The organism is Microvirga sesbaniae (assembly GCF_025460805.1).
GTDB lineage: Bacteria > Pseudomonadota > Alphaproteobacteria > Rhizobiales > Beijerinckiaceae > Microvirga > Microvirga sesbaniae.
On the sequence record NZ_JAMXFJ010000006.1, the window covers coordinates 167,385 to 192,321 of the forward strand.

The following is a 24,937-nucleotide window of genomic DNA, read 5'->3' on the forward strand; positions in this document are numbered from 1 at the left end:
CTCTAATCAGAGTTTTTTCCTCTCGGGTGGGGTCCCATCCCAACGCGCCCCCATCCTACCCATGAGGATGACGCGCAGACGATCCCTTCGAGGGTGGGTCGGACCTTAGGCCAGTCCGGACCCTGGTCCTTGGACCGCGGCGACTGGACCCAAGTCGGTCATGGTCTCGGACCAATGACTAAAGATTCGTTACCCCTTCATCCGATGCGGGCTTCCCGACCCTGTTCGACACTGTCGGTCAAGTTGCGGGCCTGTGGCCAGGAGCCCCGGTCGCCGCAATGCGCAGAGGAACAGCAATGTGGGCCGGGCCCACGCAAGGGGAAGCGTCATGGTCAATCTCGTCAAGCACGACCTCGAATTCATCCTGAAGCAGATCAAGATCGCAGAGGCGCATGCCAATGGCGGTGACCTGAGCAAGCTCGTGGCCGAGGCCGGCGGCCTCGATCCGAACGCGTCCACCACGCCGACCCAGGCGTTCCTGCTTCCCTACGGGTTGCGCACCGTCGACGGCAGCTACAACAACCTCGTCGATGGACGCGAGACCTGGGGCGCCGCCGACCAGCCGTTCCCGGTGATGACGCCGCCCACTTATGTGAACGAAGACGACGACAGGATGATGTTCGGCACGCCCGCCAACCCGGTGTGGCTGACGAACAACAATTATGCGCCCGGCTCGTCAACGGGATCGCCGATGCTGCCGCCGGGCACGGTCGTCGATGCCGACCCGCGCCTGATCTCGAACCTCATCGCCGACCAGACGCTGAACAATCCCGCGGCCATCGGGGCGGCGCTGACCTATGCCGGCATCACGGGCGCGGCCCAGCTCACCGCCATCCAGCAGATCCAGGCGGCCCGCGCGGCGATCGCCCAGGCGCAGGCGGAAGCCGGAAGCGCGCCGGCGGCCATTCCCGGGCTTCAGGCCGCCGTCGACACGGCGGAGGCCGCCCTGGCCCAGGCCCAGGCCAATCTCGGCCAGGCCCAGGCGCAGGCTGCGACGGATCAGGCCGCGCACGCGGCCGCCGCGGCGAAGCTCGCCGCCGCCCAGCAGGCCTACAACAACGCCAAGGCCGTTTATGACGCCATGGGCGCCAGCACCCTGACCGCGAGCCTCGACCTCATCGCCGCCCAGGAGACCCTGACCGGCGGCCAGGCCGCGCTTGCGGCCGCGCTCGCCAAAGTCGAGAGCTCGGCCGCGGCGGTCCAAGCGGCCGCGAAGGCGGTGACGGATGCGACGAACGCGCTGGCGGACGCCGATGCGGCGCTCGCCTCCGCGCAGGCGCAGGCTGCGTCGGACCAGGCCCGGCTCGATGAGGCGCAGTTCGACCTCGCGGCGGCCGAGCGGAACCTCGCCGATGCGCAGTCCGTGCTCGACGGTCTCGTCGCGAGCGGAGCCGACGATCTCAGTCAGGAGGTCGCGCAAGCGCAGGCGGCCGTCGATGCCCTCCAGCTGATCGTCGACGCGATGCAGTCCGACGTCGACGATGCGAAGTCGCAGGTCGACCTTTCCAACGCAGCGCTGAGCGCCGCGCAGAATGCGGTATCGCTCGCGGCCGCGAAACTGGCCGGTGCGGAATCCGCGCTCGGTTCGCTCCAGCAGCAGGCCGCGGCGGATCAGAGCGCCCATGCGGCGGCCGTGACGAGCCTCGCCGCCGCCCAGCAGGCCCATGACCAAGCGAAGGCGACGTACGATGCCATCTCGGACGAAGGCGTCACCGATGAGGAGATGCAATCCTGGATGGACGCGAATGCCGCCTACAAGGCTGCCCAGGTCGTTCTGGCCAACAGCAAGACGGCCGAGGCCAATGCGCGTGCGGCGGCGGCGGCCTCTGCGGATGCTGCGGCCGACGCCAGGACAGCCGTGACGGAAGCGACCACGGCGCTCGCCGGTGCCAACGCGGCGCTTTCCCTCGCTCAGGATCAGGCCGCGGCGGACCAGGCCCTGCTTGACCAGGCGCGAGCCGACCTCCTTTCCGCCCAGCAGGACCTGGCGGACGCGCAGGCGGTGCTGGAGGGGATCACCGAGCAGGGCGCCGCTTACGCGCAGGCGCAGGCCGACGTCGATGCAGCCCGGCAGATCGTGGACGCGAAGCAGTCCGCCTTCGACGCGGCGGAGGCGCGGGTCGAGCTGTCCGACGCGGCGGTGAGTGCCGCGCAGAGCCAGGTGTCCATCAAGAGCACGGCCCTGGCGAATGCCCAGTCCAGCCTCGCCTCGGCGCAGCAGCAGCTGGCCGCAGACCAGCAATCGCATGCAGCCGCCGTGGCGGCGCTTGACGACGCGGAGGATGCTCTGAACGACGCGCACGCCGTGTACGACTTCATGAGCGCCCAGCTCGTGAAAGCGGATGCCGACTACGGTGCCGCCCAGCAGGCCCTGACGGCCGGCCAGACCGCCGAGGCGGACGCCCGCGCGAGCGCGGAAGGATCGGCTGCCACCGTCGGCGCCGCGCAGACCGGCGTGGCGACCGCCACGACGGCCTTGGCCACGGCCGAGGCTGCCCTTGCCGATGCGCAGGGCGCCGCCCAGGGGGTCACGGCAGCGCAGACCGCCCTGTCCAACCTTCTCTCCCAGCTGGGCATCCAGATGGACGGCACCACCGTGCTGATCCCGAACGTCTCGCCCGACATCGGCGACTCGGCCCCCTACAACTCGCTGTTCACCCTGTTCGGCCAGTTCTTCGACCACGGCCTCGACCTGATCGCCAAGGGCGGCAGCGGAACGGTCTACATTCCCCTGTCTCCGGACGATCCGCTCTACAACCCGGCGACGCCTCACACCAACTTCATGGTTCTGACCCGCGCGGCCACGCCAAACGGCGAGAACACGAACCTGACCACCCCGTGGGTCGACCAGAACCAGACCTACACGTCGCATGCCTCGCACCAAGTCTTCCTGCGCGAATACACCACCGGCCCCGACGGCAAGCCGGTCGCCACCGGCCGGCTGCTCGACGGCGACCGGGGCCTCGCCACCTGGGCTGACGTCAAGGAGCAGGCCCGCGTCATGCTCGGCATCGACCTGACCGACGCCCATGTCACGAACGTTCCGCTGCTGCGCACGGATCCCTACGGCAACTTCATCCCGCACCCGCAGACCGGCTATGCCCAGGTGATAGTCGGGATCGGCCCGGACGGCGTCCCGAACACACCGGACGACATCGTGGTCTCGGGCACTCCGGGGTCTCCGGTGAGCCTCGCGAACGCGGTCCTCACCGGCCACGCCTTCCTCGACGACATCGCCCACGCGGCGGTGCCGGTCCTGGCCGGCGGGCTCCTCCAGAAGGACGGCGACGGCGGGATCGGCTACGCCAATGCGGACGGCTCCACGACGGGCCTCGTCAACTCGCGCGGCTCGAACACCGCCTACGACAACGAGCTGCTCGACGCGCACTACATCACGGGCGACGGCCGCGGCAACGAGAATGTGGGCCTGACCGCGATCCACCACGTGTTCCACTCGGAGCACAACCACCTCGTCGACCAGGTCAAGTCCCTGGCGCTCTCCACCGGCGATCTCGCCTTCCTGAACGAGTGGCTGCTCGTTCCGGTCGCCGCGATCCCGACCACCGAGGCCGGCAAGGCCGCCCTCGTGTGGGACGGCGAGCGTCTGTTCCAGGCCGCCCGCTTCACCAACGAGATGGAGTACCAGCACCTCGTCTTCGAGGAATTCGCCCGCAAGATGCAGCCCGACGTGGATGCCTTCGTGTTCGAGCCGTCGGTCGACATCAACCCGGCGATCTTCGCGGAGTTCGCCCAGGCCGTGTACCGCTTCGGCCACTCGATGCTCAACGAGACCATCGACACGATTACGGTCAACGGCCAGCAGGTCTCGATGAAGCTGTTCGACGGCTTCCTCAACCCGCTCGCCTTCGGGGCCACCGACGCGAGCGGCAAAGTGGTGGTGGATCACGAGCAGGCCGCCGGCGCGATCATCCGCGGCATGTCCCGCCAGCACGGCAACGAGATCGACGAGTTCATCACCCACGTGCTGCGCAACCAGCTCGTCGGCATCCCGCTCGACCTCGCGGCCCTCAACATCGCCCGCGGCCGCGATCTCGGCCTGCCGACCCTCAACGAGGCGCGCGCCCAGTTCTACCAGATGGCCGGTCAGGACTCCCAGCTCAAGCCCTACGTGAGCTGGACCGACTTCGCCCTCAACCTCCAGAACTCCCTGTCGATCGTCAACTTCATCGCGGCCTACGGCAAGCATCCGCTGATCGAGGCGGCCACCACCATGGAGGCGAAGCGTGCCGCCGCGACCCTGCTGGTGTTCGGCGGAACTGGGGAGCCGGCCGACCGTCTCGCGTTCCTCAACGGCACGGGTGCCTGGAACGCCGAGAACTCGGGCCTCAACGACATCGATCTCTGGATGGGCGGCCTCGCCGAGAAGAAGATGGATTTCGGCGGCATGCTGGGTTCCACCTTCTCCTTCGTCTTCGAGGCGCAGCTGGAGGCTCTCCAGGATGCCGACCGGTTCTACTACCTGTCGCGCGTTCAGGGCCTCAACCTCCTGAACGAGCTCGAGAACAACTCGATGACCGACATCATCATGCGCAACACCGACCTCGGCGACGAGGGCCGGACCGCGCTCCCGGGCGACATCTTCGCGACCCCCGCCCATACGCTCGAGATGATCGTCTCCAAGCAGGTCGGGGCCGATCCCACCTGGGACAACCCGGTCCTCCAGGCGCTGTCTCCGCTGGTGGTGCGCAAGGATCTGGACGGCGACGGCGACCTCGATGTGCTGATCTACAACGGCACCGATCACGTGGTGATGGGCGGCACGGCCGAGAACGACCTGATCGTGGCCGGCGAGGGCGACGACACGGTCTGGGGCTATGAAGGCAACGACACCATCGAGGCCGGCTACGGCGTCGACATCGTCCATGGCGGCAAGGGTGACGACATCATCACCAATGCCGGCACGGATATCGGCATGACCGACAAGCTGCACGGCGAGGAGGGCAACGACGTCATCCAGGGCGGCAGCGGGCTCGCGCTGCTCTTCGGCAACCAGGGCCAGGACTTCCTGATCGCCGGTCCGGACGGCAAGACGGTCTTCGGCGGCACCGGGAACGACTTCATCCTCGGCGGTGACGGCGGCGACGGCCTGATGGGCAACGAGGGCGACGACTGGATCGAGGGCGGCCCGCGGTTCGACGTCATCTCCGGCGAGAACTCGGAGCTGTTCTTCAACTCCACCATCATCGGTCACGACGTGCTCAACGGCGGCGCCAGCGACACCGACTACGACGGCGAGTCCGGCGACGACATCATGTTCCAGGCCGAGGGCATCCAGCGCAACAACGGCATGGCGGGCTTCGACTGGGCCATCCACAAGGGCGACAGCGTCGCGGCGAATTCCGATCTCGGCATCCCGATCTTCGACAACCAGGAGGCGTTCATCCTGCGTGACCGCTTCGACCTCGTCGAGGGTCTGTCCGGATGGAAGCACAACGACATCCTGACCGGGCGCGTCGCGGCGGTGAACACCAGGGCGGAGGCCACGGGTACGGCCGCCATCCCAGGGCCGGGTAACCCGATCGACTCCTTCTCCAACGACCTGCTGCAGAAGAACGTGTCGCTCATCAACGGTCTGGACAAGCTGGTGGCCCACCTCACCCGCATTCCGGTGGTGGACGCCCAGGGCCGCCCGGTTCTCGACGCCAACGGCAATCCCGAGCTGATCGTGCTCGACACCTCGCAGGCCGCGGACATCATCCTCGGCGGCGGCGGCAGCGACACCATCAAGGGCTTCGCCGGCGACGACATCATCGACGGCGACCAGTGGCTGAACGTGCGGATCCGCATCACGACGCCGACCGGGGTCTACACGGCAGACGGGATGACCGGAAAGGTGTACCTGGAATCCCAGTATGCCTACGGGGCCCCGGTTCAGGGGGCAACCGCCCAGTTCGGCGGCAAGACCCTCGACGCCCTGATGCTCAGCGCGACCCTGAACCCGGGCCAGCTCAGCATCGTCCGCGAGATCGTCGATGGCGATCTGAACGACAGCGCCACCGACGTGGCGGTGTACGGCGACCTGCGGGCCAACTACACCATCACGAGCAACGCGGACGGCAGCATCACGGTCCAGCACGTGACGGTGACGGTCGAGACCGATCCGACCACGGGCAACAACCGGGTCTCGGACGGAACCGACCGCCTCTGGAACATCGAGAAGCTGAAGTTCGCCGACCAGGAGGTCAGCCTCACGCCTCCGAAGCTGTCGCTCCACGCCTTCGATACGGGGAATTACCGCGATGACTTTTCCCCCTCGAACTATCAGGGCACGGATGGAACGGTGAATTGGACCCCGGGCTGGGTGGAAACCGAAGACGACGGCAGCGCCACCAGCTCCAACGGCCAGATCCTCGTGAGCAACGGTTTCCTGCGCTTCGAGGACGGCAATGGCGCAACGATCACCCGGACGGTCAACCTCGCCGGAGCAGAGAGCGCCGTGCTCAGCTTCTCGGCCAACCCGGACAATCTCGAGAACGATGACTACGTCTCCGTGCAGTTCTCTGCCGACGGCATCACCTTCACCGAACTCGACCGGATCACGGGCAATGGCGGGACCGAGACCCTATCCTTCAACCTGACTGGCCCGTTCTCGGCCAACGCGGCCATCCGGTTCGTTGCGACCTCGTTCGAGAACAGCTTCCTCAGCAATGACGTGGTGCAGATCGACAACGTCACGGTCGACTTCGCCAGGCCGGCTTCGGTCCCCACCGTGCACTACGAGACCACGTTCACGGAGGATCAGAGCCAAGTCGCGATCGCCAACAATCCGGGCATCGTCGAGGATACCGGTGTGCTGGTGTCCGCACGGGTCGTGCTGACCAATGCCCAGGCTGGCGACGTGCTGTCGGCACCGACGAACCTGCCAGGCAACATCACCCGCACGATCGACACCTCGGTTCCAGGGCAGATCACGGTGATCCTGACCGGCACGGAGACCGTCGCCAACTACCAGGCTGCCATCCAGGCCATTCGCTTCGAGAACACCTCGGAGAACCCGAGTGCGATTGATCGGATCGTCAACGTGACCGTCAATGACGGCTTCCTGAACAGCAACGTCGCCACCACGACCGTCAACGTCGTTCCCGTCAACGATGCCCCGGTGGTCAGCGGTGACAGCGTGTACACCAACTACACGACTGCCCCGTTCATCATCCCCGAATGGGCATTGCTGGCCAACGACACCGATGCCGAAGGTGCCACTTTGGACGTCACCGCGCTCAGCGCCGTCAATGGCCTGACCGCGTCCCTGGCGACCAATCCCGGCTCTGTCACACTGACAGATACCGGAACGGCTGGCGGCAGCTTCAACTACACTGCATCCGACGGTTCGGGCGCTGCGAATGCAACCGCAACGGGCAGCGTGACGGTCAACCGTGACACGACCGGTGCCATCAACGGCAACGGCAACGACAACATCCTGATCGGCGACGGGAGCAACAGCACCCTCACCGGCGGCCAGGGTGATGACCTGATCTTCGCAGGAGCTGGCAACGATACGGTCACCTGGGGCGTCAGCACGTTCCTGGGGTTCGAGATCGGCAACGATGGCCACGACTTCGTCGACGGCGGTGTCGGAAACGACCACTTCGTCGTCACGGGAAGCAACGCGGCCGAGGCCTTTGTGGTCTATGCCCGCAGCAATGTCCCAGCGGCGCTCGCTGCCGGCCTCAAGCCGGACACGGAGATCGTGATCACCCGCAATGGAAACGTCATTGCGGAACTCGACAACATCGAGGAGATCACCATCAACACCAGCGGCGGCAACGACACCGTGCAAGCCGTCGGCAACTTCGATCCCACGAGCCTAGCTTTCAGCACGATCACGATCAACGGTTCGTCGGACAACAATGTCGTCGACATCTCGCAGCTCACCTCGGCGCACCGGATCGTGTTCCGCACGAACGGCGGCAACGACACCATCGTCGGGACGCTGCGGCCCCAGGACGTGATCGAACTCGAACCCGGCCGTACGCCGGACGAGTACGAGTGGGAGGAGAACGAGGACGGCTCCACCAGTGTCGTCTGCGCAAGCCACAGGATCACCTTCCGGTGCGAGGCGGGACGCAGGCCCGCCCTGGTCGTGGCCTCGGTGACGGCGGATCCGGAAACCCCGGTTCAGCCCGAGACGCCGGCCAATCCGGAGAACCCGGCGCAGCCCGGGACGCCGACCCAGCCTCAGCCGGCCGATCCGGTCCTCCCGGTCGACCCGGTCATCCCGGTCGATCCGGGCGTCCCGGCCAATCCCGGACCCTCGAGCGATCCGATCCCGGCCGCACCGGCTCAACCCGCGGCCCCCGCCAACCTCGTCCTCAAGGGCGGCTCGCGCAGCGAGACGCTCCGGGGCGGCGAAGGCGACGACCGGGTGGAGGGTGGCCGCGGCCACGACAGGCTCTACGGCGGCGACGGTCGCGACGAGCTCCACGGCGGCGACGGCCACGACCGTCTCGACGGCGGCGCCGGCATCGACCGGATGGAAGGCGGCAGAGGCAACGACGTCTACGTGGTCGACGATGCCGGTGACCGGGTGATCGAGCGCAGCGGTCAGGGTGTCGATACCGTCAGGAGCAGCGTGTCCTACTCGCTCAATGGCACCCACGTGGAGAAGCTGATCCTGGCCGGGACGGCCGACATCAACGGCACGGGCAACCGTCTCGACAACGCCCTGTCGGGCAATGCCGGCGACAACGTCCTCAAGGGCGGGGCGGGCCACGACGTGCTCAGGGGCATGGCGGGCGACGACATGCTCCTGGGCGGCTCGGGCCGCGACAAGCTCGCCGGAGGCGCCGGAAACGACGTGCTCCGGGGCGGGTCGGGCGACGACAGGCTGACCGGCGGCTCCGGCCAGGACAGCTTCGTGTTCGAGCGGGGCGGCGGCCGCGACGTGGTCACCGACTTCCGCGCCGATCACGACCGGATCGACGCGAGCCGGCTGTCCGGGGTGGACAAGCTGTCGGACCTGCACCTGACCCAGGTCGGCCAGGACACCGTGATCGAGCACGGCTCCGACATCCTGGTCCTGAAAGGCGTCACCGCGTCCGATCTCGACAACGGCGACTTCATCTTCTGATGCGGCCGACCTGAGATCGCGATGGTCCCGCCGGGCGAATGTCCCCCAATCCTCCCGGCGGGAACCTGAACCCGGATGTCGCCGCCCCCCTGGCGGGGCGCCGCCCCGCTGGCGGCATCCGGGTTCATCCTTCTTCTCTTCCGAGGAAACGGCCATGTCCCTTTCAGCATCCTTTTCATCAGCCAAAAGCCGCATCGGCCTGATGGCCTCCTGCCGCGGCGCCCTGCTGGGGATCGCCCTGCTCAGCGGCCTGATCAACATCCTCTATCTCTCCGGCTCCCTCTACATGATGGAGGTCTACGACCGGGTCCTACCGAGCCGGAGCATCCCGACGCTGCTCGGCCTGTCGGGCATCATCCTGGCCCTGTTCCTGTTCCAGGGCCTGTTCGACATGCTCCGCGGCCGCATCTTCGCCCGCCTCGGGGCGGCGTTCGACGAGGATCTGAGCCAGCGCGTCTTCCGCGGCCAGGTCCTGGCCCCCCTGCGCGACAAGGGCGAAGGGGACGCGCAGCAGCCCCTGCGCGACCTCGACCAGATCCGCGCCTTCCTGGCCGGCGGCGGTCCCTCGGCCCTGTTCGACCTGCCGTGGATTCCGCTCTACCTCTTCATCTGCTTCGCGTTCCATCCGCTGCTCGGCTGGGTCACGGTGGGCGGCGCGTCCGTTCTGGTGGCGATCACGATCCTGACGGATGTGCTGACCCGCAAGGCCACGAAGGCGGCGGTCGGCGCGGCCTCCCTGCGCAACGGCATCGGCGACGGCGCGCGCCGCAACGCCGAGGTGGTGCAGGCGATGGGCATGGCCGGCCGGCTCGGAGCGATGTGGGGGCAGGCCAACGCCCAGTATCTGACCCACCAGCAGGCGGCCTCCGACGTGTCCGGCGGGTTCGGGGCCTTCTCGAAGGTGATGCGCATGGCCCTGCAATCGGGCGTGCTCGGCGTCGGGGCCTATCTGGTCATCAACAACCAGGCGACGGGCGGCATCATGATCGCGTCCTCGATCCTGGTCTCGCGGGCGCTGGCGCCGGTCGAGCTCGCCATCGCGAACTGGAAGGGCTTCGTGTCGGCCCGCCAGGGCTGGTCGCGGCTGCAGGCCGCCCTCGCGGACGACCGCCCGCAGGCGCGGCCGCTCGCGCTTCCGGCGCCCGGCGCCTCCCTGTCGGTCGAGAACGCCGGATCGGGCGCCCCCAAGGGCCAGCGCTTCGCCGTGCAGGACGTTTCGTTCGAACTGAAGGCCGGCATGGGCCTGGGGATCATCGGTCCGAGCGCGTCCGGCAAATCCTCGCTCGCCCGCATGCTGGTCGGCGTGTGGCCGACCTGGCGCGGCAAGGTGCGTCTCGACGGGGCCGCGCTAGAGCAGTGGCTGGCGGAGGACCTCGGCCGGCACATCGGCTACCTGCCGCAGGACGTGGAGCTGTTCGCCGGAACGGTGGCCCAGAACATCGCGCGCTTCCAGGCCGACCCGAAGCCGGAGGACGTGGTGCGGGCCGCCCAGGATGCGAACGTGCACGAGATGATTCTGCGCCTGCCGCAGGGCTATGAAACCCAGGTCGGGGAGGGCGGGGCCGCGCTCTCCGGCGGGCAGCGCCAGCGCATCGGCCTGGCCCGGGCGCTTTACGGCGACCCGTTCCTCGTGGTGCTCGACGAGCCGAACTCCAATCTCGACAACGACGGCGAGCACGCCCTGACCCGGGCGATCCAGGGGGTGCGCGAGCGGGGCGGGATCGTCGTGGTCATCGCGCACCGCCCCAGCGCCCTGGCCGGCGTCGACCACATCCTGGTGCTCGACGAGGGCGCGGTGCGCAAGTTCGGCCCCAAGGAGGAGGTTCTCAGCAGCGTCCTGCGTCCGGTTCCGGCCGGCGCCGTCCATCAACCCAATGCGGCCAGGTCCGCGTAAACCCGGGGAGCAGCGTCATGAGCAGCACCATGAAATCGACCGCCCGCCAGTCCATCCGCCGCCATACCATGCTGGCCCTGGGAGGCGTCGCCCTCCTGGTCGGCGGCCTGGGCGGCTGGGCCTGGACGACGGAACTGTCCGGAGCCGTCGTGGCCCCCGGCACCGTGGTGGTGGACAGCCATGTCAAGAAGGTCCAGCACCCGACGGGCGGCGTGGTCGGGGAGATCCTGGCCCGCGACGGCGACCGGGTCCGGGCCGGGGAGGTGGTCGTCCGTCTCGACGAGACCGTGGCGCGCGCGAACCTCGCGATGGTGGCCAAGAGCATCGACGAGATGATCGCCCGCAAGGCCCGGCTCGAGGCCGAGCGGGACGGGGCCGACGCGATCCGCTTCCCGGAGGATCTCGTCTCCCGCGCCCACGAGCGGGACGTGGCCGACCTGATGGGCGGCGAACGCCGGCTGTTCGACAGCCGGCGCGAGGCGCGCGCCGGCCAGAAGTCGCAGCTGCGGGAGCGGGTCGCGCAGCTGGCCGAGCAGATCGACGGCACCAGGCTGCAGGCATCGGCCAAGGCGGACGAGATCGACCTGATCGCGTCCGAGCTCACCGGGGTTCAGGAATTGTGGAAGAAGAACCTCGTGCCGATCACCCGCGTGACCTCGCTCAAGCGTGAGGAGACGCGGCTGCGCGGCGAGCGCGGACAGCTGATCTCGACGGTGGCGCAGGCCAAGGGCAAGATCAGCGAGACCGAGCTCCAGATCCTCCAGATCGACCAGGACCTGCGCAGCGAGGTCTCCACGGAGCTGCGCGAGGTGCAGGCCAAGATCGCCGAGTTCGTGGAGCGCAGGGTCGCGGCCGAGGACCAGCTGAAGCGCATCGACATCCGGGCGCCCCAGAACGGCATCGTGCACCAGATGGCCGTGCATACGGTCGGCGGCGTGATCGGCCCCGGCGATACCCTGATGCTCGTGATGCCGGAGGGCGACGACCTGTCGATCGAGGTCAAGGTCGCCCCGCAGGACATCGACCAGCTCCGGCAGGGGCTCGACACGGTGCTCCGGCTGTCGGCCTTCAACCAGCGCACGACGCCGGAGATCAAGGGGCACGTCACCCGGATCGCCGCCGACCTCGTGACCGACGAGCGCAGCGGGATGTCCCATTATCCGGTCAGGATCGCCATTCCCGACAGCGAGTACGAGCGCCTCGGGACGGCGAAGCTCCTGCCGGGCATGCCGGTCGAGGGCTTCATTCAGACGGGCTACCGCACGGTGTTCTCCTATCTCACCAAGCCCCTGGCGGACAACCTCAAGCGCGCCTTCCGGGAGGAGTGATCCCCGCAAGGCACGGCTCGGCCCGGAGGAGGCTGTTCCGGCGAGAGGCCCCGCGCCGACCTTGCCAGCCACATGGGCCTCCCTTAAGGTCCGAGGGTGGCCCGGACCGGTCGATCCGGGCAGAAAGCCACATGTCACCCGCGAATTGTCACCCGCGAACTCCCGCCCTTCGGATGCAGCCGTTCCCCTCAGATCCCGATGACGAAACGCTGCGGAGCATCGTGGAGGCGCTCGCCGATTCCGGGCAGGCCGTGTCCCTCTACGATGCCGAGGACAACCTCCGCTACGCCAACGAGACCTATCGGGGCATGTTCCTGCGCGGCTACGAGGGTCCCTTCACGTTCAGCGACATCCTCCGGCATGGCGCTGCGAACGGTTTCGGCGTCAGGATCGACGACGGCGACGTCGAGGCTCTGATCGCCCGGACGCTGCCCCGGCGCAGGACCTCCCGCCGGAAGTCCTTCGAGACGGATCTCCTCGACGGCCGCTGGTTCTGGATCGAGCACACGGTGCTGCCCAACGGATGGGTGATGACGGTCGGGACGGATGTATCCGCCCTGAAGCACAGCGAGAAGTCCCTGCGCCAGGCCCACGACGCGGCGCTCCTGGCCTCGCGGACGGACCTGCTCACCGGCCTGCCGAACCGCCGCTACATCCTCGAACTCCTCGACGAGGCGCTTTCGGCGGGACGGCTCTCCGGCGCCGGCCTGTGCGCGGCCATCATCGACATCGACCGGTTCAAGCTGGTCAACGACACCTATGGCCACGAGGCCGGAGATGCCGTTCTCCGGCACTTCGCGCAGGTCTTCCGCGACAAGCTCCGGCCCGGCGATCACCTCGGACGGATCGGCGGCGAGGAGTTCCTGCTGCTACTGTCGGACGTCCGCCTCAACGATGCGGCCCGGCTGCTTGACGGGATCAGGTCGGGCTTCGCGCCGGCCATGCTGCCCGACCAGGCGACGCGCCGGCCGGTCGCGTTCAGCGCTGGCCTCACCGAGGCCCTGCCGCAGGACGATCGAAGCACGATCCTCTACCGGGCGGACCGGGCCGTCTATGCCGCGAAGGCGGAGGGGCGGAACTGCACGCGGATCGGCCTGGAGTCCGGAACGCTCGCCCCGCCCCCGGCCGGGCCTTAGACCTGTTTCCACTCCCGTGGAACCAGCTCTCTTCTTTGTCGAGCCGCATTTTTTGACGGTGAACCGGATCCACTTCACCGAAAAATGCTCTAGAGCCTCGGACCCGATGCTCCCATCGTGAAGCGGCGCATCGTTGAGTGTGGACCCGCTTTCGTCCGTGGGATGCGCTCGGCGGTTTTCCGATCGCGTCCGCCGGGACAAGCCCGGCACCAACACCCTCCGCACGTCATGGCCGGCCTTGTGCCGGCCATCCCTATACGGTGAGGCGCGGCGCTTCACCGGATCGGGATCACCGGGACGAGCCCGGTGATGACGTGGAGGGTGGCATGAGGCGGTGACAACACCCTGCCACGTCATGGCCCGCTTTCGTCCGCACGATGCACTCGCCCCGGGATCGATGACCGGGCGGCACGCGCCCGGTCCCATTGTCGTCACGGCCGTTCGCGTGCGAGGACTCAAGGAGCCGGAAGGCGCCTCAGTTCTTCGGCTTCTCCAGCACCGGGAACTTGATCCCCAGCTGATCGAGATAGGTCGCGTGCTTGGACGGGTCGTAGTAGTACTTCTTCATCTCGGGACGGTACCGCGCCATGACGTCCGCGTTGATTTGCACCTGGGGCTTGTCCTCGGCCGAGATCATCGAGACGTATGTCTGGTTCTTCTGCTGCTCGTTGGTGAAGTAGCCCTTCGCCTGCGCCAGCAGATCGGGCTGCGCCAGCAGGTCGATGCCCGTCATGGCGATCACCTTCGCGCCGGCGACGACCCCCTTGTGGGCGATCGGGGTCGCCATGGACATGGCGTTCGACCAGTGATGCCCGGGCAGGTTCGGGATGTTCGCCGGATAGTTCAGCGTGATCGTCGGCACGGTCCAGGAGATGTCGCCGATGTCGTCCGAACCGCCGCTCTCCGGCTTGTCGGCGGGCGGCTCGAGTTTCTTCACCGTGGTGGCGAGCCCTTCCTCCTTGCCCTTGACGGTGCGCTGCACCGCTCTGGCAAAGGCCTGTTCGTCCTGGGTCCATTGCGGCATGCCGACCTGCTGGATGTTGGCGTAGGCGGCTTCCGCCATCGGCTTGTTGAAGTGGCGCGGCGCGGCCGTGCCGATGACCTGCCGCGTGACGGTGGTGTCGGTCATCTTCGCGGCGGCTTCCGAGATGGTGTTGGCGATCTCGAAATTCTTGCGGATGTTCTCGAAATCCTGCTCGCGGATGAAGTACCAGACGCTGGCCACCGACGGGACGACGTTCGGCTGGTCGCCGCCATCGGGAATCACGTAGTGGGACCGCTGCTCGGGTCGCAGGTGCTCCCGGCGCATGTTCCACGCGACGTTCATGAGCTCGACCCCGTCGAGGGCGCTGCGACCGCGCCACGGTGCCTGCGCCGAGTGGGCGGACTCGCCGCTGAACGTGTACTCGACCGACACCATGCCGGTGCCGTTCGCTTGGCCCCAGGCGGTCTGGAGGTTGTTGCCGACATGGGTGAAGAGCACCGCATCGACCCCGTTGAACACGCCGTCGCGGACCATGTAGGCCTTGCCGCCGAGAAGCTCCTCGGCGACGCCCGGCCAGAGCATGATCGTTCCCGGGATCTTCTCGCGCTCCATGATGTCCTTCAGCGCAAGCGCCGCCACCACGTTGAGCGCCTGGCCGGAATTGTGACCCTCTCCGTGCCCCGGCGCTCCCTCGATCATGGGTTCGCGGTACGCGACACCAGGCTTCTGAGACGCCTTCGGGATGCAGTCTATGTCGCTTCCGAGCGCGATCACGGGACCTCCAGAGCCCCATTTGGCCACCCATCCGGTGGGAAGGCCCGCGACATTGCGCTGGATTGTGAAGCCGTTCTTCTCGAGAATCTCCGTGATGTACTTCGAGGTCTCGAATTCCTGGAACGCGAGTTCGCCGAAGCTGAAGATCGAATCGTTCATCTCCTGCGCGAGCTTGGCGCGGGATTCGACTCCCTGAATGGCCTGCTTCTTCAACTCTGCGATCCGTTCGACGAGAGCGGCGCTCGGCCCTGCGGTCTGGGCCATGACGGGCGCCGCTGTCGAGACAAGGGCCGTGAGCAAGAGACCGGTTAGCAAACCATGCTTCATGAGATCCTCCGGGGTCTTCGGATGCGGCGGGCAAATCAACCCACAAGGCTCATCCGATCAGATCGGGAGCGTCTCAGCGTCATTGCCGGCGGCAACCCTGCCATGGCGCAATGACATGGCTCCCGATGGAACTTTTCAGAACCTCGCCTCGAGATATCCGTGTTGCGAAGCAACATCGACGGGATATGGTCCGGCTCGACAGGGCCGAACGGGACATCGATCCGGACATCAGCGGGTGATCTGTTGCCCCGGTCGCAACTGCCGCTCGCCATCACCATCTGGCGTGCCTCCTCCACGGGGACGATCCATGCCTTACGACGAAGGGCCCTTGGAAGCATGATTTGGCGCAACTCTTGCTGCCACGCTGAAACCCAGCGCGGGATCAGCGGTTCCCCTCCTTAACGTATGTTATTCCGGCGCGGCCCGTGCGCCGGAACCGCCACCAGGACATGAAAACCCGAAGGAGTGAGCCGATGTCCCACGACGCCCCAGGCGACGCGCGTCTGCCCCATGTCAACGACCTCCATCCGCACGTCGCGACCTTGATCATCGGGCGGGCCGTCGCCGAATCCTACCGGGATGTGATCGATGCGCCGATCCCGGACAGGCTCGTCGCGATCCTGCGCCAAATGGAAACCGGCGAGGCTGATCATGACCGCTCTCCAGCCTGAGCCCCATCTCGCCCTGATCGTCGAGGACGACCCTGAGGTCCGCGCTCTCGCGGCCGTCCTTCTGGATGAGACAGAACTCGAGGTGTTGGAGGTCGAGAGCGCAGAGGCAGCCTTGCAGTGCCTCCAGGAGCGCGGCGGCGAAGTGGCGATGATGTTCGCCGATGTGCGGCTTCCGGGAGAGATGGACGGCGTTCAGCTCGCCAGGGCCACGTGCAAGCTCTGGCCGACGATCCGGATCGTGCTCACCTCCGGAGATCCCGTTGTCCAGGCCGATGATCTGCCGGACTGCGTGACCTTCATGCCCAAGCCCTGGCGTGGCCTCGACGTGTTGGTCCAGGCCGAGAAAGCGATCAATGACCCTCAGCCGCCGGTGACGTGACGAGGCCGCGTCGCGGCCTCACGCCCACCCACCCCGTCATGGCCGGGCTCGTCCCGGCCATCCCGATTGTCTTGAGCGCGGCGCTTTTCCGATCGGGATCACCGGCACAAGGCCGGTGATGACGTGGAGGATTGTGTGTGGCCCGGCACTGAAAACCTCCGCACGTCATGGCCGGGCTCGTCCCGGCCATCCCGATTGTCTCGAGCGCGGCGCTTTTCCGATCGGGATCACCGGCACGAGGCCGGTGATGACGTGGAGGGTGGCGGGACGGCCGGGCTTCCGCTGTCGCTTCAGAGCTTGCGGTCGCCGGGCAGGCCGGTGGTGCCAGTGCCGCGGACGTTGCGGTCGTCCTCCACGTCCACTTCGGTCTTGCGCACGGTGTCGGAAACCGTCTCAGTGCGCTGATCGGCTTGCTTGCGCACCACGACCTCCTCGACCACGCGCGCCTCCTTCGAGACGACGGCTTCTTCGCCGCGCTCCTCGACCTCGATGGTGCGCTCCTGGAACGGATCGCCGCTGATGGCGCCAGCCTGGGTCGTGCCGGAGACCGGGCGGCGCTCCACGTCGACGCGCTCCTCGCGCAGGGTGACCTGCTCCTGCACGGGCCGTTCGACGACACGGGCGTTGATGCGCACGCGGCCGCGATTCACCTCGCGCTTGCCGACATGCAGCTCTTCCTCGGCGACCGGAATCACCTCATCGGTCTGCCGCCCGGCGGAGGACGTGCGGTCCGTCAGCCCGGCGGCGGATGCCGCACCGGCGGCGGGCGCGGCAGAAGCCGTGCCGGCCGTCGTGGCGCCGGCGCCGGTCCAACCCTCGGACCGCCAGGTGGTCTCGCGCTCGTCGAAATCGACCGTGCCCTCGTCGTCGAGGATGTCGACGATCCGGTCCACCTCGGCCTCGGAGGCGCGCACGGTCACCAGGGCGCCGCCGCGGCGGATGCCCTCGGCATAGGCATGGGCGTCGTTCTCGTCGACGCCGGCATCGATCAGCGCACCCGCGACGCCGCCCACGGCGGCTCCGGCGCCGGCGCCCACCAGCGTGGAGACCAGCCACCCGGCCGCCACCACGGGGCCGAGCCCGGGAATGGCCAGCATGCCGAGGCCGGCGAGAAGCCCTGCGCCGCCGCCCGCCAGCGTGCCCACGGTCGCGCCCGTGCCGGCGCCGTCGCCCACATCGTCGTCATGATGGTTGGTGCCGTCGAACGTCCGGCCGGCATGGGACGAGTAACGGTCCCCTTCGTTGCTGGCGACGAGGCTGATGTCGCGGTGCGAAACGCCTGCCGACTCGAGGCGGCGGACCGCCTCGGAGGCGTCCTCGTAATTGTCGAAGAAGGCCGTGATGGTCTTGCTGGTCATGTCTGTTCCACTTCTTGCGAAAAATCCCCGGCGGCCGGCGGCCGGCCGGGTGTCGTCACGAATGCCGGATGGGCTCGCGATTATTGAGCCTGCACGGTGCCCTTGTAGTCGATCGCCACGCTCACGGACTTGCCGTCGCGCTGCGCCTTGCCGCGCCAGATGCCCTGATCGTCCTTGCGCAGCTCGGTAACGTTGCCGAAGCCCTGCGCTTCGAGGCGGGAGCGCGCCTGGGCCTCGGTGAAGCTGTTGGCGCCCGGCTCGACGGCGCCGGTGGTCTGCGGGCTGTCGGCCGGCTTGTGGGTGACGGCAGGATTGGACGAGCCGTTGCCGTTCATCGGCTGCGCGGCCGAGGACCCGGAGCTCTGAGGGTTCGTGGATTGGGCAACGGCGCCGGTGGCCAGGGCCGACAGGACGGCGAGTGTTGCGAAGCCGAGACGGATCAAGGTTCTTCTCCAGTGTTGCAAGCGCGTAGCCTCTCAATGTGCGGAGCCCGGGACGGTTCCGAGTGCCAAGCTCGTGAAGCCCCCTGTCGCGGGCCCGACGCGCGCGGCGACCCCTGTCCGACCGGAGGACAGGCGACCCGGTTGACTGCAGGCCGGCGCCGTTCGGGCTCCGGCCGGGGAGGGATCGACGCCACCGGCCGAATCCGGCCGGCGGTCCCGGCCTTCCTCGGTCCCATGCTCCCTGGGAGTTCATTCCGGGCTTAACCCATGTTAACGTTGCGGCAGGATGCGGTGCCGGATCGCCCCGAGGGCCTCGTCGCCGATCCGGCCGGGAGGCGTGTCATGCATGACGTGAGCCCCATCGGACTGCATGCGCGGCTCCTGCCGCGGCCGCAGCGGATCGCGCATTGGGTCAATGGCGCCGTCACCGGGACGGCCCTGATGTCGTTCCTGGTCGCGGCCGTGGTTCTGCTCTGGCAGGCCCAGCACGAGAGGCACGACCTGATCCACCGGGGGCTCGCGGCCGCGGCGGCCGCTGCCGTCATGGTGGAGCGCGAGACGCAGGCCCTCGGCAATACGCTCAGAGGCCTGTCGCGATCGCCGCTGCTCGAGGCGGACGATCTCGCGTCCTTCCGACGCCAGCTCGCCGCGACGCCGCGCCCGGAGGGCTCCCGCTTCATCCTCTGGACGGCGCGGGGCCAGCTTCTCAATACGGGCGTTCCCGCCGGCGCGCCCATGCCCCCCGTGCCGGACGAGCCGGGGGCGGAGGAGCGGATGGCGCGGCTGCGGCAGGCCGGGCTCCTCCTGTCGGAGCGGCTGCGCAGCCCCGTCGATGGGCGGTGGATCGTCGCCGTGAGCCTGTGGCTCGGCCATCCCGCGGACGGACCCGACCGCGCGCTCACCCTGGTGGTGCCCGAAGAGCATCTCGCCGCGGCCGTGCAGGACGCGGTGGCCGCCGACGGCTGGCGCACGCTCATCCTGGACCGCAGGCTCCAGCCGCTGGCGGGGCCGGCGCTGCCGCCGGACGTGGTCGAGCGGCTGTCCGGCCGGGAGCCGGGCGGGCACTTCACGGCCGGCGCCGGCGACGGCCGGACGATCGGGGCCTTCTCCCGGTCGGGCGCGTCGGGCTATACCGCTCTGGCGCTCGCCCCGGCGGCCCTTGCCGAGGGCCCGGTCCGCCAGGCCCTTCATCGCATCGCCCTGGCCGGGTCCGTGCTGCTCCTGTTCGGGATCGCTTCGGCCGCCGCGCTGATGCGCCGGGTCGGCCCGGTCGATGCGCTCCGGGCCGACGCGGCGGCGACCAGGGGCGAGCTTGCCGCGGCGAACGCCCGGCTCAACGCGATCCTGGAGAGCGTGAGCGACTGCCATTTCACCCTCGACCGCAGCTACCGGATCACCAACGTGAACGCGGCGGCCATGCGGTGGTGGGGGCTCCCCCGCGGCCCGGCATCGGGATGGTCCTACTTCGCCCTGGTGGGGCACGACGCGGCGATCGACGAGGCCCTGAAGCAGGCCATCGAGCACCGCAGGGAGTTCCGCGGCGAGCTGCCATCGCTCTACCACCCGGGCCGCACCATCGATTACCGGGTCTATCCCTCGGCGGAGGGCGCCAGCATCTTCTTCAGCGACGTCACGGAGCGCAACGCGGCCCTTCTCGCCATCCGGGAGGAGCGCGAACTCCTGCAATCGTCCCTGGATGCGCTGTCGGCGCACGTCGCCTTCCTGGACGAGCGCGGCACGATCCTCGCGGTCAACGCGGCCTGGCGGCGGTTCGCCCGGGACAACGGACTCGGCGACCCGGCGCACGGGATCGGGGCGAGCTATCTCGCCGCCTGCGCGGCCGAGGCGCCGATCCTCAGGGGCATGGAGGCCCTGATCGCCGGCACGGACGCGCAGTTCCGCACCGTCTATCGCTGCGACTCCCCCGAGGGCCGCCGCTGGTTTCAGCTTCGGGCGAACCGCTTCCTGGCGGGCGGGAAGGTCCGGATCATCGTGGCCCACGAGGACATCACCGACGTGATCGACGCGCGGGTGGCCATGGGCGAGATGTCGGAACGCCTGCTCACGCTCCAGGAGGAGGAGCGCCAGCGCATCGCGGCCGAGCTGCACGATTCCACCGCGCAGCATCTGGTGGCGGCGGGCCTGCACCTGATGCAGGTCGACCCCTTCGTCGAGCGTTCGGCCGGCAAGCGGATCATCGACGAGATCGACCGCTCCCTCGAAACGGCCCTGAAGGAGCTCCGGGTCTTCACATACCTGATGCATCCCCGCGAACTGGCGACCGAGGGGCTGGCCGGCGCCGTGCGCTCGTTCGCGGCCGGCTTTTCCGACCGGACGGCGCTCCCCGTCGCGGTGCGGGTGGCCGAGCGGATCGACGGCCTGCCGCTCGACCTCCAGCGGACCCTGCTGCGCCTGGCCCAGGAAGCCCTGACCAATGTGCATCGCCACGCGGGGGCGAGCCGGGTCGTCGTGGCGCTGCGCATGACGTCCGGCGGCGTGATCCTGTGCATCGGCGACGACGGGCGCGGCATGCGGCGGGCACTGTCCTCGGGCCACCAGACCCTGGGCGTCGGCATTCCCGGCATGCGGATCCGGCTGCACCAGTTCGGCGGCAGCCTGCGCATCCGGAGCAGCCGGCGGGGCACGGTCGTGCGGGCCTTCGTCCCGCATGAGGGCTGGACCGTCATCGGCCGCGACGCGCCGCGGGAGACGGGTCCGGCCTGGCCGGCACGACGGGCGGAAGACTAGAGCGTCGGACCCGAAAGGGGACCCGCTTTCGGTCCGATGCTCCACTCTTGACCGGCGCATCGTCCGGGACCGTGTCTTGACCGCTCGGCCGGATGGGCACCCTCCCACGTCATCACCGGGCTCGTCCCGGTGATGACGTGGGAGGGTGTTCGCACCGACCCTTGCCACCTTCTCCACGTCATCACCGGCCTTGTGCCGGTGATCCCGATCCGGTGAAGCGCCGCGCCTCACCGGATCGGGATGGCCGGCACAAGGCCGGCCATGACGTGCGGAGGATGGCAGGAAGGGCGGAGGGTGCCATGACGGGGGAGGGTGTTCGCACCGCCTCATGCCGCCGTCTCCACGTCATCACCGGGCTCGTCCCGGTGATCCCGCTTGTCTGAAGCGCCGCACCTCACCAGATCGGGATGGCCGGCACAAACCCGGCATGACGTGGGACGGTGGAGCGCGATCCGTGAGTGGCGCGGGCCCGGAGCATCGGACGTGACAAGGGGACCCAGGTTTGGGATCGATGCTCCACTCTCGGCTGGCGCATCGTTCGGGCTACGAGCGCACCCGGCCGGGTTCGCACGATGCGCTAGGTGTTTTCCTCATGCCCTTCGGGGTTTTCCCCAGGTGCCGTGGTGGTGGTTTCGCGCTATGGAGGGATGTTCGCAGGAGAGCGGTGCCATGGTGCGGATCCTGATCGCCGACGACCACGACGTGGTCCGTTCCGGGCTCCACACGATCCTGAGCGCCCAGCCGGGCTGGGAGGTTGTGGCCGAGGCCGAGAACGGCCGCCAGGCCGTCCAGCTTGCCGGCGAGACGCAGCCGGACGTGGCCATCCTCGATTATCAGCTCCCGCTTCTCAACGGCGTCGACGCCACGCGCGAGATCCGCGCCGCCCAGCACCAGACCGAGGTGCTGATCTTCACCATGCACGAGAGCGAGCCCCTGCTGCGGGAACTGCTTCAGGCCGGCGCGCGGGGCTACCTGCTCAAGTCCGATGCCCGCAGGTTTCTGATCGCCGCGGTGGAGTCGCTCTCCCACCACAAGCCGTTCTTCACGGGAAAGATCTCCGAGACGCTTCTGAACGCCTATCTGGCGCAGGGCCACGCGGCCGACGGCGCCCTGACCACCCGCGAGCGAAGCGTGGTCCAGCTGATCGCCGAGGGGCACAGCAACAAGGAGGTGGCCCAGATCCTGGGGGTCAATCTCAAGACCGTGGAAAGCCACCGGGCCGCGGCCATGCGCAAGGTCAACGTCAACTCCACCGCCACCCTGGTGCGCTACGCGATCCGCAACAAGCTCGTCGAACCGTAAGCGGTTCGCCCGAAGCCGGCCGGGGCTTCATTCCCGAGGGGTTCGGGTCTCTCGTCGCTCGCGGCACGGAGCAGGCGAAAGAATGGCCGGACCACCATGGGCAACGGAACCCTTGCACCTGGCAGGTCGAATTCGGCAGGTCGAATTTGGCAGGTCGAATTTGGCAGGTCGAATCCGGGAGGCCGACTCCCGGCGTCCTGCGCTTTGCTGTGAGCCGCCAATGAACCGTCCTGCACGGGCGGCTCAAACCGAGCGGGGATCCACCACAAGCCGCGATCGCGGCGCCGGCCAATCGGACGAGAGGGTCTCGGCAGCGTTCTGGACGGCCGTGGAGCGGAATTCATTCCACCGAGGGCCTGTCGGTCCGCGTCATATCCTTAGGAGGGTTCGAACCTGGAACATGATGCGCTCAGCAGCCCGAGAGCCGGCATCCAGGACTCTCACCTGCAGGACTCTCACCTGGATGTGAGGGGACGCTCTTAAGTCTTTGAAAGAAGAGATGGCTGGGGGACCTGGATTCGAACCAAGACTAACGGAGTCAGAGTCCGCTGTTCTACCATTAAACTATCCCCCACCATAAGCACTTGAAAAACCTCAGCTTTTCGCGTTCGGTTTACAAGATTTCAGGCGAAGTTTACAAGATCGCCTCGGCGGTGACGGTCAGATAGGGGGCTTTTGACGCGTCGTCAAGCCTTCAAATCGATCCTGGCCGAGCCATCCCCTGGGCAACCCCTTACGGGTCGAGCGAGCCGCCTTCCGGCCCCGCGTCCAGGTCGAGGTCCGACCGGAGGCGCGATTCGTCCTCCGCGGCCTCGGCATCGGCGGCGATGCGCTCGTAGCGGTCGAGAGCCCCTTGAAGGATGTAGGCGGCGGCCATCTTGTCGACCGCATCGGCCCGCTTGGCCCGGGAGGCGTCCGCGTCGAGGAGGGTGCGGGTCACCACCATGGTGGACATCCGCTCGTCCCAGAACAGGACCGGCAGGGGCAGGATGGGCTTCATGTTGCGCACGAAGGCACGGGTCGCCTGCGAACGGGGACCCTCCGTGCCGTCCATGTTGAGCGGCAGGCCGAAGACCAGCCCGCCGACCTCGTAGCGGGCGGCGAGATCCTTGATGCGGCCGACATCCGGGGTGAACTTCACCCGCTTGATCGTCTCGAGCGGCGTCGCGATCCGCCGCTCCACGTCGGAGAGGGCAAGGCCGATGGTCTTGGTGCCCAGATCGAATCCCATGAGGCGGGCCCGTGGCGCCAGCCCGTCGATGAAGGCGACCAGTTCGTCGTCGCGTGAGATCATGGACCGTCTCCTCGTCGAGCCTGCCGGATCCAGCCAGTACAGGGGAAGTCGCTCCGCGTCGAGATCAGGCTGCGCGGCTGGCCGGATCGGGAGACGATGGGGCGGGACTTGCGCTGTCGGCGCGGGACCGCAGGGCCTCTCCCGATTGCGTGAACAGGTGGCAGGATTCCCGGTCGAGCTCGAGGCTCACCGTGGCCCCGACCGCATGCCGCGCGTCGCCCGGCTCGCGCAATGTCAGGCGGCGGCCCTGGCCCACATCCACGTAGAGGAGATGGTTCTCGCCGAGCTCCTCCACCAGCTCGACCCGTCCCGTGAACGAACCCTGACCGCTCACGCGCACATGGTCGGGCCTCACCCCGAGCGTGACGGGATCGCCCGGCCGGACGCCCTCGGGCGACAGGGGGAGGGCGAGGGTGCCGCCGCTCGGCAGCGAGACCGTCACCTCGTCCGGCCCGACACCCGCGACCGGGCAGGGGATGAAGTTCATCTGCGGCGAGCCGATGAAGCCGGCCACGAACAGGTTGGCCGGACGGTGATAGAGCTCGAGCGGCGTGCCGACCTGCTCGATCCGTCCCGCATTGAGCACCACGATCCGGTCGGCGAGCGTCATGGCCTCCACCTGATCGTGCGTCACGTAGATCATCGTGGCACGGGTGTCCGTGTGGAGCTTGGCGATCTCGATCCGCGTCTGGACGCGCAGCGCCGCGTCGAGGTTCGAGAGCGGCTCATCGAAGAGAAACACCTTCGGATCGCGCACGATGGCGCGCCCGATGGCGACGCGCTGGCGCTGGCCGCCGGAGAGCTGCCTCGGCTTGCGGTCGAGCAGGGCATCGATCTGGAGCAGGCGCGCAGCCTCCCGCACCTTGGTGTCGATCTCGGATTTCGAGGACTTCGCCAGTTCCAGACCGAAGGCCATGTTGTCGTAGACGCTCATGTGCGGATAGAGCGCGTAGGACTGGAACACCATGGCGATCCCGCGCTTGGCCGGCACACGGTCGTTCACGCGCTCGCCGCCGATGAAGAGATCGCCCGCCGTGATGTCCTCGAGGCCCGCGATGAGCCGCAAAAGGGTCGATTTTCCGCAGCCGGACGGGCCGACGAAGACCACGAACTCGCCGTCGCCGATATGGAGATCGACGCCGTGCACGACCTTCACCCGGCCGAAGGATTTCTGCAGGTTCGCGAGGACGACGTCGGCCATTGTTTGGAT

13 protein-coding genes and 1 tRNA gene are annotated in these 24,937 nt (G+C 68.1%); 8 read left to right on the plus strand and 6 right to left on the minus strand.

What is annotated here, in order from left to right:
• The first annotated feature begins 328 nt into the window (after positions 1-328).
• The 4 genes from OCW50_RS11620 (at position 329) to OCW50_RS11635 (ending at position 13,446) form a co-directional block, all read left to right on the plus strand.
• Positions 329-9,088: a peroxidase family protein gene (locus OCW50_RS11620; RefSeq protein WP_262297610.1), complete on the plus strand. Its 8,760-nt coding sequence runs from the start codon at positions 329-331 to the stop codon at positions 9,086-9,088.
• Between the two features lie 154 nt (positions 9,089-9,242).
• Complete coding sequence (locus OCW50_RS11625) at positions 9,243-10,982, plus strand: type I secretion system permease/ATPase (RefSeq protein ID WP_262297611.1); 1,740 nt, start codon at positions 9,243-9,245, stop codon at positions 10,980-10,982.
• 17 nt (positions 10,983-10,999) lie between these two features.
• Complete coding sequence (locus tag OCW50_RS11630) at positions 11,000-12,310, plus strand: HlyD family type I secretion periplasmic adaptor subunit (protein WP_262268274.1); 1,311 nt, start codon at positions 11,000-11,002, stop codon at positions 12,308-12,310.
• 131 nt (positions 12,311-12,441) lie between these two features.
• Positions 12,442-13,446, plus strand: a complete 1,005-nt coding sequence (locus OCW50_RS11635; protein WP_262297612.1) for a GGDEF domain-containing protein — start codon at positions 12,442-12,444, stop codon at positions 13,444-13,446.
• A gap of 475 nt (positions 13,447-13,921) precedes the next feature.
• Here OCW50_RS11635 and OCW50_RS11640 read toward each other — a convergent pair whose 3' ends face one another.
• Positions 13,922-15,532, minus strand: a complete 1,611-nt coding sequence (locus OCW50_RS11640; protein ID WP_262297613.1) for an amidohydrolase — start codon at positions 15,530-15,532, stop codon at positions 13,922-13,924.
• Positions 15,533-16,005: 473 nt separating this feature from the next.
• On the opposite strand from OCW50_RS11640, the gene OCW50_RS11645 reads away from it, so the two are divergent.
• Both OCW50_RS11645 and OCW50_RS11650 read left to right on the plus strand, forming a co-directional pair.
• A complete protein-coding gene (locus OCW50_RS11645; protein ID WP_262297614.1) occupies positions 16,006-16,203 on the plus strand; it encodes a hypothetical protein in 198 nt (65 codons plus the stop codon).
• Positions 16,184-16,582, plus strand: coding sequence for a response regulator (locus OCW50_RS11650; protein WP_262297615.1), 399 nt, complete (start codon positions 16,184-16,186; stop codon positions 16,580-16,582). The genes OCW50_RS11645 and OCW50_RS11650 overlap by 20 nt, the downstream gene beginning before the upstream one ends.
• 290 nt (positions 16,583-16,872) lie before the next feature.
• On the opposite strand, the gene OCW50_RS11655 is transcribed toward OCW50_RS11650, so the two are convergent.
• Complete coding sequence (locus OCW50_RS11655) at positions 16,873-17,940, minus strand: YsnF/AvaK domain-containing protein (RefSeq protein WP_262297616.1); 1,068 nt, start codon at positions 17,938-17,940, stop codon at positions 16,873-16,875.
• Between the two features lie 80 nt (positions 17,941-18,020).
• On the minus strand, positions 18,021-18,383 hold the full coding sequence (locus OCW50_RS11660) for a PepSY domain-containing protein (RefSeq protein ID WP_262297617.1): 363 nt from the start codon (positions 18,381-18,383) through the stop codon (positions 18,021-18,023).
• Positions 18,384-18,725: 342 nt separating this feature from the next.
• Between OCW50_RS11660 and OCW50_RS11665 the strand changes: the two genes are divergently transcribed.
• Positions 18,726-21,131 carry a PAS domain-containing sensor histidine kinase gene (locus OCW50_RS11665; RefSeq protein ID WP_262297618.1) on the plus strand — a complete coding sequence of 802 codons (2,406 nt, stop codon included), beginning with the start codon at positions 18,726-18,728 and terminating at the stop codon, positions 21,129-21,131.
• Positions 21,132-21,800: 669 nt separating this feature from the next.
• The gene (locus tag OCW50_RS11670) at positions 21,801-22,433 is read left to right on the plus strand and encodes a response regulator transcription factor (RefSeq protein WP_262297619.1); all 633 of its coding nucleotides are present in this window, start codon (positions 21,801-21,803) and stop codon (positions 22,431-22,433) included.
• A gap of 500 nt (positions 22,434-22,933) precedes the next feature.
• Here the strand turns inward: OCW50_RS11670 and OCW50_RS11675 are convergent.
• The 3 genes from OCW50_RS11675 to OCW50_RS11685 form a co-directional block, all read right to left on the minus strand.
• A tRNA-Gln gene (locus OCW50_RS11675) sits at positions 22,934-23,007 on the minus strand.
• A gap of 159 nt (positions 23,008-23,166) precedes the next feature.
• Positions 23,167-23,727: a Holliday junction resolvase RuvX gene (gene ruvX / locus OCW50_RS11680; protein ID WP_262297620.1), complete on the minus strand. Its 561-nt coding sequence runs from the start codon at positions 23,725-23,727 to the stop codon at positions 23,167-23,169.
• A 64-nt stretch (positions 23,728-23,791) separates the two neighbouring features.
• A complete protein-coding gene (locus tag OCW50_RS11685; protein WP_262297621.1) occupies positions 23,792-24,928 on the minus strand; it encodes an ABC transporter ATP-binding protein in 1,137 nt (378 codons plus the stop codon).
• Between the last annotated feature and the right edge of the window lie 9 nt (positions 24,929-24,937).

Excerpts from the sequence above, each read along its gene's own strand:
- OCW50_RS11650 (WP_262297615.1), top strand. The coding sequence starts at position 16,184 with ATGACCGCTCTCCAGCCTGAGCCCCATCTCGCCCTGATCGTCGAGGAC.
- OCW50_RS11630 (WP_262268274.1), top strand. The coding sequence starts at position 11,000 with ATGAGCAGCACCATGAAATCGACCGCCCGCCAGTCCATCCGCCGCCAT.
- OCW50_RS11635 (WP_262297612.1), top strand. The coding sequence starts at position 12,442 with ATGTCACCCGCGAATTGTCACCCGCGAACTCCCGCCCTTCGGATGCAG.
- OCW50_RS11640 (WP_262297613.1), bottom strand. The coding sequence starts at position 15,532 with ATGAAGCATGGTTTGCTAACCGGTCTCTTGCTCACGGCCCTTGTCTCG.
- ruvX (WP_262297620.1), bottom strand. The coding sequence starts at position 23,727 with ATGATCTCACGCGACGACGAACTGGTCGCCTTCATCGACGGGCTGGCG.
- OCW50_RS11645 (WP_262297614.1), top strand. The coding sequence starts at position 16,006 with ATGTCCCACGACGCCCCAGGCGACGCGCGTCTGCCCCATGTCAACGAC.
- OCW50_RS11665 (WP_262297618.1), top strand. The coding sequence starts at position 18,726 with ATGCATGACGTGAGCCCCATCGGACTGCATGCGCGGCTCCTGCCGCGG.
- OCW50_RS11625 (WP_262297611.1), top strand. The coding sequence starts at position 9,243 with ATGTCCCTTTCAGCATCCTTTTCATCAGCCAAAAGCCGCATCGGCCTG.
- OCW50_RS11655 (WP_262297616.1), bottom strand. The coding sequence starts at position 17,940 with ATGACCAGCAAGACCATCACGGCCTTCTTCGACAATTACGAGGACGCC.
- OCW50_RS11620 (WP_262297610.1), top strand. The coding sequence starts at position 329 with ATGGTCAATCTCGTCAAGCACGACCTCGAATTCATCCTGAAGCAGATC.
- OCW50_RS11670 (WP_262297619.1), top strand. The coding sequence starts at position 21,801 with ATGGTGCGGATCCTGATCGCCGACGACCACGACGTGGTCCGTTCCGGG.
- OCW50_RS11685 (WP_262297621.1), bottom strand. The coding sequence starts at position 24,928 with ATGGCCGACGTCGTCCTCGCGAACCTGCAGAAATCCTTCGGCCGGGTG.